Annotated in this window: 15 protein-coding genes; 9 read left to right on the top strand and 6 right to left on the bottom strand. The window is 36.6% G+C overall.

Going from position 1 to position 12,174, the window contains the following annotated elements; genetic code table 11:
• Window positions 1–46: 46 nt before the first annotated feature.
• Complete coding sequence (locus tag FFO06_RS01680) at window positions 47–934, bottom strand: alpha/beta fold hydrolase (RefSeq protein ID WP_137906471.1); 888 nt, start codon at window positions 932–934, stop codon at window positions 47–49.
• Between the two features lie 142 nt (window positions 935–1,076).
• Between FFO06_RS01680 and FFO06_RS01675 the strand changes: the two genes are divergently transcribed.
• The 5 genes from FFO06_RS01675 (at window position 1,077) to FFO06_RS01655 (ending at window position 5,791) form a co-directional block, all read left to right on the top strand.
• Window positions 1,077–1,388, top strand: coding sequence for a carbon dioxide-concentrating mechanism protein CcmK (locus FFO06_RS01675; protein WP_137906470.1), 312 nt, complete (start codon window positions 1,077–1,079; stop codon window positions 1,386–1,388).
• An 88-nt stretch (window positions 1,389–1,476) separates the two neighbouring features.
• Window positions 1,477–1,827, top strand: a complete 351-nt coding sequence (locus tag FFO06_RS01670) for a carbon dioxide-concentrating mechanism protein CcmK (protein ID WP_137906469.1) — start codon at window positions 1,477–1,479, stop codon at window positions 1,825–1,827.
• A 408-nt stretch (window positions 1,828–2,235) separates the two neighbouring features.
• Window positions 2,236–3,375, top strand: coding sequence for a HetZ-related protein 2 (locus tag FFO06_RS01665; RefSeq protein WP_137906468.1), 1,140 nt, complete (start codon window positions 2,236–2,238; stop codon window positions 3,373–3,375).
• 498 nt (window positions 3,376–3,873) lie between these two features.
• Window positions 3,874–4,800: a class I SAM-dependent methyltransferase gene (locus tag FFO06_RS01660; RefSeq protein WP_137906467.1), complete on the top strand. Its 927-nt coding sequence runs from the start codon at window positions 3,874–3,876 to the stop codon at window positions 4,798–4,800.
• The gene (locus FFO06_RS01655; protein WP_137906466.1) at window positions 4,793–5,791 is read left to right on the top strand and encodes a PrsW family intramembrane metalloprotease; all 999 of its coding nucleotides are present in this window, start codon (window positions 4,793–4,795) and stop codon (window positions 5,789–5,791) included. Before FFO06_RS01660 ends, FFO06_RS01655 begins: the two co-directional genes overlap by 8 nt.
• 22 nt (window positions 5,792–5,813) lie before the next feature.
• On the opposite strand, the gene FFO06_RS21070 is transcribed toward FFO06_RS01655, so the two are convergent.
• The 4 genes from FFO06_RS21070 to FFO06_RS01640 form a co-directional block, all read right to left on the bottom strand.
• On the bottom strand, window positions 5,814–5,975 hold the full coding sequence (locus FFO06_RS21070) for a hypothetical protein (RefSeq protein ID WP_162501165.1): 162 nt from the start codon (window positions 5,973–5,975) through the stop codon (window positions 5,814–5,816).
• Window positions 5,976–6,330: 355 nt separating this feature from the next.
• Entirely contained in the window at window positions 6,331–7,356 is a 1,026-nt protein-coding gene (locus FFO06_RS01650; protein ID WP_137906465.1) for a bifunctional riboflavin kinase/FAD synthetase, read from the bottom strand.
• A 104-nt stretch (window positions 7,357–7,460) separates the two neighbouring features.
• Window positions 7,461–8,216: a 16S rRNA (guanine(527)-N(7))-methyltransferase RsmG gene (gene rsmG, locus FFO06_RS01645; RefSeq protein ID WP_199306375.1), complete on the bottom strand. Its 756-nt coding sequence runs from the start codon at window positions 8,214–8,216 to the stop codon at window positions 7,461–7,463.
• A gap of 168 nt (window positions 8,217–8,384) precedes the next feature.
• Complete coding sequence (locus FFO06_RS01640) at window positions 8,385–9,065, bottom strand: ABC transporter ATP-binding protein (protein WP_137906464.1); 681 nt, start codon at window positions 9,063–9,065, stop codon at window positions 8,385–8,387.
• Window positions 9,066–9,185: 120 nt separating this feature from the next.
• Here FFO06_RS01640 and FFO06_RS01635 point away from each other — a divergent pair, with 120 nt between their 5' ends.
• The 4 genes from FFO06_RS01635 to FFO06_RS01620 all read left to right on the top strand — a co-directional run bounded on the left by FFO06_RS01635 (window position 9,186) and on the right by FFO06_RS01620 (window position 11,809).
• Window positions 9,186–10,109, top strand: coding sequence for a Sll0314/Alr1548 family TPR repeat-containing protein (locus FFO06_RS01635; RefSeq protein WP_137906463.1), 924 nt, complete (start codon window positions 9,186–9,188; stop codon window positions 10,107–10,109).
• A 67-nt stretch (window positions 10,110–10,176) separates the two neighbouring features.
• A complete protein-coding gene (locus FFO06_RS01630) occupies window positions 10,177–10,635 on the top strand; it encodes a DUF3531 family protein (protein ID WP_137906536.1) in 459 nt (152 codons plus the stop codon).
• A gap of 8 nt (window positions 10,636–10,643) precedes the next feature.
• The gene (locus tag FFO06_RS01625) at window positions 10,644–11,075 is read left to right on the top strand and encodes an NUDIX hydrolase (RefSeq protein WP_137906462.1); all 432 of its coding nucleotides are present in this window, start codon (window positions 10,644–10,646) and stop codon (window positions 11,073–11,075) included.
• Between the two features lie 146 nt (window positions 11,076–11,221).
• The gene (locus FFO06_RS01620) at window positions 11,222–11,809 is read left to right on the top strand and encodes a Uma2 family endonuclease (RefSeq protein WP_137906461.1); all 588 of its coding nucleotides are present in this window, start codon (window positions 11,222–11,224) and stop codon (window positions 11,807–11,809) included.
• Between the two features lie 83 nt (window positions 11,810–11,892).
• Here FFO06_RS01620 and FFO06_RS01615 read toward each other — a convergent pair whose 3' ends face one another.
• Window positions 11,893–12,165 (bottom strand): cupin domain-containing protein, encoded by a 273-nt coding sequence (locus FFO06_RS01615; protein WP_137906460.1) that lies wholly within the window; start codon window positions 12,163–12,165, stop codon window positions 11,893–11,895.
• Between the last annotated feature and the right edge of the window lie 9 nt (window positions 12,166–12,174).

The following is a 12,174-nucleotide window of genomic DNA, read 5'->3' as shown; positions in this document are numbered from 1 at the left end:
TCACATCCCGGACTTCTTGAAGAAATCTGGGATCTTGTTAATCAGATTATTTCCGAAATTCTAACATAAGTTGACTGACAATTTCTGGTTGTTCTAAATGGGGAATATGCCCACAATTTTTAATCCAAATTAGCTGACTTTGAGGAATGGCTTTAGCGAATTTATTAGCGTCCCCAGTTCCTAAAATTTTATCACTATCACCCCATAAAATTAAGGTTGGTTGTGCAATTTTGGCCAGTTGTGGAAATTTAAAAGCACCATAACCGCCACTTTTCGTAAAAGCAATTAAAGCCTGAGTCCAATTCGGCATTTGTAAATGTAAGGCTCCGCAACATAAAGTATCCGCAGAGATTAGACTAGGATTTTTATAAGCAGTTCTACAAATGCGATCGCGTACCTTCGGATTTCGTAAAAATTTCGTAGCCCAATAATCCAAAGGAGGAAATATATACTTACTTAATGGGGAATTAGCTTTCAACCCCGCGCTATCAATTAACACCAGTTTTTTTACTGCTTCTGGATAAGTAAGGGTAAAATCTATAGCGGTCGCACCACCCATAGACGCACCCACCAAAATCACAGGCTGATTAATTAAGGTTTGCCAGAAAGAGAAAAGGTGAGTTTTAATTGATTCAGGACTATAAGTAATTCCCGGTAATCTATCCGTAAAGCCAAACCCTAATAAATCCACCGCCCAAACTTCATTATTTTCAGCTAGTAAAGGCAAAATTTGCCGATATTCAAGGACAGAACTATCAAAACCATGAATTAAGAAAATCGGTGTACCACCCTGACCTTGATGGACATAAGTAGTATCAGTAGTTGCATTTATACAGGGAATAGCGATCGCCTGACGTTGGATATTTTGGGCCAAAGCGATAGATGTGGTTTGTGTGAGTTGCCCAACTGCGGGGGGGAGAAAACTTGGAAACATAAAACCCAGTTTACATCAGCGCGTACCACTTGCAACAATACCCAGTAATTAATTAAAAAAGAAAATTTCCACAAAAATAAAAATCGGTACACAATCCTCGTAAAATAAGAATCAATTATCCCTAACGTAGGAGATTCAGCCCATGCCAATGGCAGTTGGCGTAATTGAAACATTAGGTTTTCCCTCGGTTTTAGCATCAGCAGATGCCATGGTCAAAGCAGCGGGTGTCACCATTGTGTACTATGGTATCGCCGAAGGTGGTCGCTTGATAGTTGCCGTCAGGGGACACGTTGCCGAAGTCCAAACAGCCGTGGCCGCAGGTATTACTGCGGGTGAAGAAATCTATGGTGGTCAGGTTATTACCCACTACATTATTCCCAACCCTCCGGAAAACGTAGAAACGGTCTTACCCATTCACTTCACATCGAAATCCGAACCTTTCCGTATTTTCTAAGTAAGTGCGCTATCAAAAATTGAAGTATTCCTTCATACAAATAATTTGTAGCCCTCCATAACTTTATATTCAAAACAGGAGATGAAAAATGTCATTACAGGCTGTCGGATCATTAGAAACTAAGGGTTTTCCCGCTGTACTCGCAGCAGCAGACGCAATGGTGAAAGCAGGACGAGTTACCCTAGTTGGTTATATCAGAGTTGGTAGCGCCCGGTTTACAGTTAACATTCGTGGTGACGTTTCCGAAGTGAAAGCCGCTATGGCTGCCGGTGTAGATGCTGTAGAAAAAGTTTATGGTGGTACTTTAGAATCTTGGGTAATTATTCCCCGTCCCCATGAAAACGTAGAGGCTGTATTGCCAATCGCTTATACAGCAGAAGTACAACAGTATAGAGATTCCGTAGAAAATCCCATCATTGCTGCCTCTAACAGGGGTTAATTTAATACTTTATCAATGGGTAAGGGGTAAGAGGATGAATGCAGTAGTCTAAATTAATACTGAAATCGGCCATAGTCAATCACGGCTACACAGATAAAACCTGCTTATGCAGGTTAGAAATCCTTGGTTTTTCATTAGTCCACCCAAGTGAAATTGGCTTGTGTAGTAGCGAATTATATTCGCTTTTAAAACATCCTCTCATAAACATCTAACGGTAAAGATTGTAGAGCCGAGAATCCCTAACAGAAGAACCTCTCTACATCCTTTACCGGCAATGTCTATTAAATCATCTATTCTTATCTGCGTTTATCTGCGGTCAATCACTCTAGAAATCTTATACATAATAAATTAGGAGTTATTAATTGCCACTAAATCGCCAAATCTAATTTCGAGGAGAGCAATATTGCTATGACACAAAATGGGGTAGATATAGCTGAATATTGGCAACAACGACTGGCTACAGACTGTCCAGAACAAAGTCAGGCTAATAGAGAAAGTATTATTTCCTGGCTGTTGGAAATAGATTTAAACCGGTTTAATTTACTTAACCCCAAAGAATTAGAAATTGCTAAACAAGCAATAGAATATCGGTGGCGAATTTTGCACAAACGCTATTTAGGAATGAGCAGAGAAAAGGCTTATTGTCAACTTATTAGTCGTTTGGGTAGCGTAGTTACGATTAGAAATAAAATTCAGTCTTGGATATCTCTAAGCAGAGATCGTCAACGTAGTGTTGTTGATGTACTTCAAGAAGTGCTTCAGGAATTATTACAAAGTGATTCCTATATTCAACAACAAATGAGCCAAATTAGCGCATTAACAACAGATAAAAGATTGCGAGATATGTTGTTATTTGCTAGTATTGAAGAATATTGTTTACGTCCAGTTCGGAATCAACCAATATTAATGTACAGGTTTGTTAATTACCTAAGAAGAATCCAGAGAGGGGGTTTAACACAAGTACCTACCAGTGAATTAGTGAGACTTGTTTCCGAGGAGATTATAGCAGAAAATAACGATAATCCTGTTAGCTTAATTGATAATCAAGCGATCGCACAATATCAAGAAATCCAATATCTAGAAGAACAACAAGCTAACCGTCAACTCGTACAAGAAGAATTTGCAGAATATTTATTAGCAAATATTGGACGACTAGCAGTAGATTGGTTGCAGTTATATCTGCAAGGTAAATCTCAAGAACAAATTGCCAAACAACTTAATAAACCTATTAAAGAAGTATATCGTCTGCGAGAAAAAATTAGTTATCATGCTGTGCGAATTTTTGCGATTAAAGGTCAACCAGAATTAGTAGATAACTGGCTTTCCACATCCTTAAAAGAAGATAACTTAGGGTTAACTGCAACAGAATGGCAACAACTTGAAGAACAATTAACCCCTTTAGCCCAGCAAGTTCTCAACCTGTGTAAAGCTGGTAATTCCATAGAAGAAATAGCCCAAAAACTACAACGTAAAACCCATCAAGTTCTAAGTGAATGGACTAAAATCTATCTTGCAGCCCAAAAGCTGAGAAGTAATAATCATCCTTAAAAATCAAGAATTTCTGGTGTAACCTTATTTCCTTATTTCTTTATTTCCTTACTGTTCATGCCTTTGCGTCTTTGCGTGAGACAAATTCATACCTTCATTCACCAACACGTAAATTAAAGGTTTATTAAATTACAACCACTTTGATAATATTTCAAGATAATATTTCAAGATAATATTTCAAGATAATATTTCAAGATAATATTTCAAGATAATATTTCAAGATAATATAGGAATCCGGTTTGATTCTGTGAATTTACTTGTGTGGTCAGGGAACAGGGAACTCTTAACAGGGAACTCTTAACAGGGAACTCTTAACAGGGAACAGGGAACTCTTAACAGGGAACAGAAAAGACAGAATTGATACCTACTGAGTCTTGTATGGCTACGCCACGCAAGCTATCAAAAATCAAATATTATTCCTATATTTCAAGTAAGTATTGAATTTCATCAAATCCTTAGGCTTTAATGTATGTAAAGGCTACTTACCAAAATTGATTTATGACAACTACCATCAACAATGCCCCTGATTTAGCTTCTCGCTTCATTAATGGCATTTTAGCGATTAAACCCCTAGCAAACCTGGCCAAACACCAAGCCCGACAAATGATGATTAAACGGGCAGAAAAAATAGGTGTACCCTGGACAGAGGAAGTAGAAAAACTGCAACAGCGTGACTGGGTAAAAGACTTATCAAAAGTTGAAAATCCCCAAATTCAAATTAATTACCCAGAATACTATTTGCGGCCATTTCATGCCTACGAACACGGAAATTTAAGTTGGCCAGCAGCTTTTGAATTAGAAGTGGCTGCTCGCACCGTTCATGCTAGTATCTGGACTGAAGCCGGTTCTCAAGGTGACACTAAACTGCGTCAAAGTTACCACAATATTCTCAAAGAAAAAATTTATCCCCAACCACAAAATATATTAGACTTAGGATGTGCGGTGGGATTAAGTACCTTTGCCTTACAATCAGCTTATCCCCAAGCCAAAATTACCGGTTTAGACTTATCTCCTTACTTCTTAGCTGTAGCTAATTATCGTAGTCAAGAACGTCAAACTCAAATTAACTGGGTTCACGCTCAAGCAGAATCTACAGGATTTACAGATGCTACCTTTGATTTAGTTTCTATTTGTCTGATGTGTCATGAATTACCACAATCAGCAAACTACAGGATTTTTACTGAAGCTAGACGTATCTTACGTCCAGGTGGCCACTTAGCAATTATGGACATGAACCCCAAAGCAGAAAATTACAAAAAAATGCCACCTTATATTTTGACACTGCTCAAAAGCACCGAACCTTATTTAGACGAATATTTTAGTTTGGACATTGAACAGGCTTTAATTAAGTCCGGCTTTAACGCTCCTACTATTACTAGCAATAGTCCCCGTCATCGTACTGTAATTGCTCAGGTGAGTGGATAATTTATTACTAGTGCTATGGGCAGTGATTCCCCCCTTACTGTTTTTGTGGTTCTACTACCGCAGAACCCCGGCTGCCCCACCTGTGTTAAATTTACTCATATTGTTCATTATTGGCGCTATATCTGGTTTTGTGGCTCTTGGGCTGGAATTTGCCCTGGAAAACACTGCTAACTGGCTTTTAAACTGGCAACAGATACAGCGTCATTTTTCTGGTATGATCTTCCGGCAAATATTAGCAATAGCACCAATTGAGGAAGGTTGTAAATTAGTAGCAGTTATTCTGCCCATTTGCTATTTACAACGTCAGTATTATTTGCGATGTACTACTGTATTTTTGTTTACTATAGCAGTAGCGTTAGGGTTTGCAGCAGAAGAAACCTGGATTTATCTATTTAATGGTACATCCTCAATTTTAGAAAGGACTATTGGTACACCAGTTCATGTGATGTTTTCCGCTCCTTGGGGTTACGCTTTGGCGGTATATTTTGGTACTAGAACAAGGTGCGATCAAGATCGGAATTTGATTTTTACCGCTTGGTTAAATTCTGTCTTTTTTCATGCTTTAGTTAATATTTTATCTATTGCTGGCAGGTTTCCACAGCCCTTATACTTACTTACTTATGGTTTATTTCCCTTGCTGTTATGGATGTTTTTGCGGTGGGAAAAATTACTGAGAAAATTACAGGGTAAAAGTCCTTTAGTGTTAATTTCTGGACATAGATCCTCAGTGCGTAATTGGCAAAAGGGTTTAGTATTATTAATGTTTTTATTGGGTGGAAATTCTATATTTAGATTTTTGATTTTGTATAGAAAAATTAGCCCTTTGCGGTGGGAACTTTGGTTTGAACCGGCAATTTTTTGGTTTATAATTAGGGATATTACGCTCAATCTCTGTTTAGGAGTTTTAGCTTGGTTAATTTATCGGTATTTACGGAATTTAGTGCGTCCTGAGTACTTTTTAAATCATCAATACTTTATACGTAAGTCCTGAATAAATTTATTATAACCATTTCTCACTGGGGGGAAATGTAGAAGGTTTGTTTCTGAGTTTGGACTAAAAACTTGTTTAATAGTTTAGCCTTTCCTACAGTATTACCACGTAAAAATTCTAATCTAGCATGAGAATTAAAAATTTCTGAAGTTGCTAAACCACCGACACAAGGAGAGGAAAGCAAAAAACAGCTTTTTGGAAATGGTTTTACTTTTAAATATATTATTCAATCACAGATTTTATAATTAATTTCAAAAAGTTTAAAACCATGATCTTCTTCTAAAAATTTTTTCGCAAGTGCTATATAATAGAAATACTTTTTGGGAGGTTATACCTCCCATGATATTTGATATTAAATAAGCGGTTTTTTATTTGTAGATGCACTTTTTACCTTTCTTATTACAGCAATTTTAATGTACTTGTACCACACTTTTGTTTTTATATTCCTTTCTTCCTTTGCGTAAGATTTTCAAACTTGGTTCATTTACTTAAAAATCGCTGTAATGTTTAAGTTGACATTAAAAATTCCCCGCGCAATATTAAGAATTAAAAATTGCTTGAGCTGCTGTACAATCAAGTTGAATTTGATCTTTCAGCGCTTCCAAAGAGGGAAATTTCTGTTCAGGACGCAAAAATTTTACTAGTTGTATCTCTAAAATTTTTCCGTATAAATCACCAGACCAATTTAAAAAATGTACTTCTACACGAGTATCTATACCATTAACTGTGGGACGGTTCCCGATATTCATTACCCCTAATTGCGGAATAGAGTCTGTATCTGGAGTTTCGTTATGAATCATCACCTCCACAGCATAAACACCATGACGAGGTAAAAATTTATCCTTTGGTAGTTGGATATTCGCCGTAGGAAAGCCGATAGTTCTACCTAATTTCTGACCTGTTACTACTTCACCCGTAAGAGTATAAGGTCTTCCCAGTAGACGATTTGCTTTAGGAATATCACCTACTTCTAAACTTTCCCTAATTAAGGATGTACTGATACGAGTATCATCTGTTGTGGACAAGCTGTCTGTATCATTTTTTATAGGAACTATGGTCACGGGTATATTGTATTTAGCTGCGAGTATTTGCAAATCCTGGGCTGTACCCATACGCTTTTTGCCAAAACAGAAATCTTGGCCAACGCTAATTTGTTGACATTGGAGTTGTTGAACCAGAATTTTATCCACAAATTCCTCCGGGGAAAGAGCGGACAATTCTCTATCAAAAGGTAATAATACCAATTGTTCTACCCCAAGCGATCGCAATTGTTGCACTTTTTCATCCAGTGGTGTTAATAAATCACGGGGTTGTCCTGTAAAAAACTCATGGGGGTGGGGATCAAAAGTAACAACGGTTGAGTAAGGGCGCGGATTTTTTCGGTCTGGGTCGGTTGAATTTTCCCCACTTTTACCCCATACTGACTGCAATACTGGCTGAATTACTCTTTGATGACCAAGATGAACACCATCAAATTTACCAAGAGCAACAGCGGTTGGTGTCAGCAGCCTTTCTGTTGAAGAAGCAACCCATACAGAACACCCATTTTGAGACAAATTTAACACTTAGATTTTGGGAATTTTAGGTTTATTGTCGCTGTTAGCGTTGAGTCTCTCACGCTATTAGATATCTAATCACTAATCTAATCTAAAATCGAGAAATTCGCTGATTAAATTGGTTTTTGACTGGGTATACCAACCCCACGGGGAAAACTAATTGGTGTGTTGGTGACTTTTCGCAAATAAAGGCAATGACGCATACTATTACTCCAAGGAGTAGAAAATTCTTCAATTAATTCAACTGCTCCACCTAATTGTTCAACAGCAGTTTCTAAACTTTCATTTTCTGCTTCGCTCCAACTACCCCGATAAATTATCGCCAAACCGCCTTTTCTGACTAATGGTAAACTATATTCAGCACAAACAGAAACATTTCCCACAGCCCGAATCACAGCGACATCATAATTTTGTCTGTGTTCATACTGTTGACCAATTTCTTCCGCTCTCCCAAGTAAAGTTTTAGCATTATTGAGAGTAAGTGCTGATAAAACTGTCTCAATAAAAGCAATTTTCTTACCCGTAGAATCTAAAAGTGTAACTTGAGAATTGGGAAAAATTAGAGCAATTGGTAAACCAGGAAAACCTGCACCTGTACCAATATCAATTATCCGTTTTCCCCTGTCAATACCGGGAATAAATATTTGTTTTGGTGCAATTCCTCGCAAGGAATCCCAAAGATGTTTCTCCCAAAATTCTTCAGGTTCAGTAATGCGAGTTAAGTTAATTTGGCGATTTCCCGCAATGATTAATTGATAAAGTTGTTGAAATTGGTTTTCTTGTAGATTTGTCGGTTGCCAATTTAGGGTCTTTTCCCATATTTCCGCCATTTTCGGTAAATTAGCGATAGATAAAGGTTCTATATCCATTATTGAAAATCACTTTTTCCCATTAATTTTAGCCAATTTTTACTTGAACATTGATATCAAATTCATCTGCGTTTATCTGCGGTTAAATTCCCTATTTCTTGACAAAATATGAATTAAATGAACCACGAAGACGCAAAGAAGGAAGAACAACGAAGAAGAAAGTTAATATTAATCTGGTAAATTAGTCACTACTCCTTGTGTTTTATTTCCCAAAGTTGTCGGCTCAACTGATTTTAAAATACCATGATCTAATGTCCAACAATAATCAGCTATTGGTAACATATCACTGGCATCATGTGTTACAATTAACAATGTCCAATCTTTTTTCAGTTTAGCTAATAAGTTTACCAGTTGACGACGCATAGACCAGTCTAAACCGGCTGTGGGTTCATCTAATAGCAATAAGTTCGGCTGACGAATTAATTGGACTGCTAAAGCTAACCGTCTTTGTTGTCCACCGCTTAAATTAGTAGGAGATACAGATAAAGATAAATTATTTAATCCAACTTCTGTTAATGCTTGTTTAACCTGTTCTAATCCTAGTTCTGGATGTCCTAAGCGCAACTCTTCTAAAATTGTCCCCCCGCAAAAGTGTCGTTCTGGAAATTGAAATACTAAACCTGCTAATTGTTGCAGTTGTTCAGCTATGAGTCCCTGCTCTCGCCAAAAAACCCCACCAGTGCTAGGATCAGCTAGTCCAGATAGAATTTCTAATAAGGTGCTTTTCCCTGAACCGCTAGGTCCAATTATTAAACCCAGTTTCTGGGGTGGTAATTCTAAGTTAATGGCTTGGAGAATTGCTTTGGGGCAAGCCGTGGGGTGATAAGTTAGATTTCTAAGATAGAGCATCTGTTAAGATTACCAAGTTAGGGTAAATTTTGGTGGCAATAGACGTAATTTATAATTCACTGTTTTGCATTTTAGGTAATAGATAAAACAATTTCAACCGTAATTATTCCCGTGATGACGATGTTAAAACATTTCTTAATTCCTCAATTCATCATATCTTGGCGATTTCCTATATTTTTAAAAGTGACTGTTACTACTTCAATTCTTTTAAATCTATTTGTAAATCCCTCCTTTGCTGCTGATCCATTTCGGACTCAAGAAACTCGTAAAATTGGTGATAATACGGAATTTGTTTTTAAAGCGATTTTCCAAGAGGGAAATTACCCAAAAGCTAAAAAATCCTTACAAGCAGCTATTTCTAGCGAACCCAATGAACCCTTAATTTATGTGATTCAGGCTGGTTTAGCTTATAGAGATCAAGATTGGGCCAGTTTAGAAAAATACAGTCAAAAAACTCTGGAAACTGCACAAAATCTTATTTCTAGTGATCCATTACGTGGTAATTTATACATTGCTGCCAGTCATTTTTTAGAGGGGGCGCTAATTCTCGGTCGAGAAGGGACTATCAATGGTGCTGGACCTGCTTTTAGTCGCTTACGAAAAGTATATACATATTTTGACAGAGCGGAAGAAATTTCTGCCAATGATCCAGAGTTAAACTTAATTCGCGGCTATATGGATTTAATGTTAGCTGTAAATTTGCCTTTTACCAGTCCAGATGATGCAATTGAACGGTTGCAAAAAAATGCGGCACCTGGTTATTTAGTAGATAGGGGTATTGCTTTAGCTTATCGAGATTTGAAACAATATTCTCAGGCTTTAGATTATGTCAACCGCGCTTTAAAAACAACTGCTGACAACCCAGAAATTTACTATCTAAAAGCTCAAATTCTTCAGGAAAAAGGAAAAAGGGAAAAAAGTCAGGATTTGATTAAGGAAGGAATAGTTTATTTTGACAAAGCATTAGCCAAAAAATCTCAACTTCCTGTTAATTTAGTCGAACAAATTGAATATGAACGCAGTCAAGCTGTTAGTAGTTATTAGTTATTAGTTATTGGCAAGAATTTCTTACCCATTACCCATTACCCATTACCCATTACCCATTACAAAAATGCAAATTCAATTCCGCGAGTTTAATCCTTTTGATGTCTGGATTTGGTTGAAGTTTAGCACCATTCCCTCTCTGCAAGAAAAAAAATATGTAGAAGAAGTATTTAATTCCTGGTTTTATTTAGGTAAATTGGGGGGATTTAATGCGGAAAATCTGCAAATACAAGATACAGGAATTGATATCAGCTATATGAATTATGATGCAAAAGGCTATGATAAAAGCTTACTGGCTTTGATGCACAATATGGGTGAATTTGAATATGAAGGAGAATGGATGCGTTGTTGGTTTGATTTGGGAACAAGTGATGCGATCGCTTTAGACATTCTGATCAACGCATTAACACAACTAACTCAAGAATATGTCGCTATCGAAGAACTATACCTTGGTGGTGAAAATTCAGATTGGCCTATAGAAAATAGTGAAAGTCACCCCGATTCAATCTACGATCATTATAATTAATTACTATCATGAATAAAGAAGGTCAAATTCGAGTAATTGTTTTAGCACTAATTCGAGATGGTAATAGAATCTTTGTTTCTGAAGGATATGATCCTACAAAACAATCAATCTTTTATCGCGCTTTAGGTGGTGGTGTAGAATTTGGTGAAACTAGCCGCATAGCTTTAATTAGAGAGTTTCAAGAAGAAATTCAAGCCGAATTAACCAATATTCGCTATCTAAGTTGTATCGAAAACCTATTTACTTTTAACGGTAAACAAGGACATGAAATCATTCAACTCTATGAATGCGATTTTGCAGATTCCAAATTTTACCAAATCGAAAGTTTAACTTTTTCAGAAACACCAGAACGTCAACATCGCGCATTATGGATAGATATTTCCCGGTTTAAATCTGGTGAATTGAGATTAGTTCCTGACGTATTTTTTGATTTTTTATAAACAGTTTTCTAAACCCACTCAGGTGGGTTTTGTCTCTGTAGACCCGGTTTCTAAACGCCTAATTTAGTCTAAATAATCAATTGAGTTGAGAAGTCGGGGATATTATTGCTATTTTAAAAATAAAGGTAAATAGGAGAAAGTTAATTATGACCTTACAATTAGCAAAACCACAGGTTAAAAATTTTCGCTTTAATATTTCTCAATACCATCAAATGAGTGAAGCCGGTATTTTGTCAGAAAATGATAAAGTAGAACTGATTAATGGAGAAATTATAGAAATGTCACCAATTGGTAGAAGACACGCAGCTTGTGTTGACAGAATTAATCGCTTATTCAGCAATATTCTGGGAATAAAAGTAATTGTTAGGGTACAAAATCCGATTCTCTTGAATAACTTATCTGAACCTGAACCAGATATCGCATTACTACAAACCCGTGCAGATTTTTATGAATCTGGACACCCCCAACCCCAAGATATATTCTTATTAATTGAAGTTGCAGATAGCAGTATTGAATATGATAGAGACGTAAAAATTCCTCTCTATGCTAGTAGTGGTATTACTGAAGTTTGGTTAGTTGATATTTATCAACAAGTAATTATTGTCTATCGCTACCCTAGTGAAAATGGTTATAGGGACATTCAAATACTAAGTCGCGGGGAAAAATTGTCAATTTTAGCATTCCCCGAAAATAATTTATTTGTAGATGATATTTTAGGATCAATGGTTTCATAGCAACCCGCTAAAAAATATCAAATTCCCATCTCTCAGATATTGATTATTTGGGTTGCATCAAAATTAGTAAAAATAAATTACAATTAATCAAAGCGATAATGTTTCCTGACATCGCTGATAATTTCCCAGACACAAGACATACCAGCAGGAAAAGTCACTAAATCTCCTTTACCCATTTGTACCGCTTGTCCTCCATGAGGAGTGACAATGACATTACCTGCTAAAAAGTAGCAAACTTCCTGATCATCGTAAGTCCAAGGAAACTTGGATATTTCCTTTTCCCAAATTGGCCAATTGAATACATCTAACTGATTGAGATGTGCAAGATTTGGTTGATGTTCGACTTTAATTTCCATGGCCTATTT

Origin of the sequence: Dolichospermum planctonicum (genome assembly GCF_005402965.1) — a bacterium.
GTDB classification, from domain to species: domain Bacteria; phylum Cyanobacteriota; class Cyanobacteriia; order Cyanobacteriales; family Nostocaceae; genus Dolichospermum; species Dolichospermum planctonicum.
Note: the sequence above shows the minus strand (reverse complement) of the source record. Positions and strands in the feature narration are given on the sequence as shown.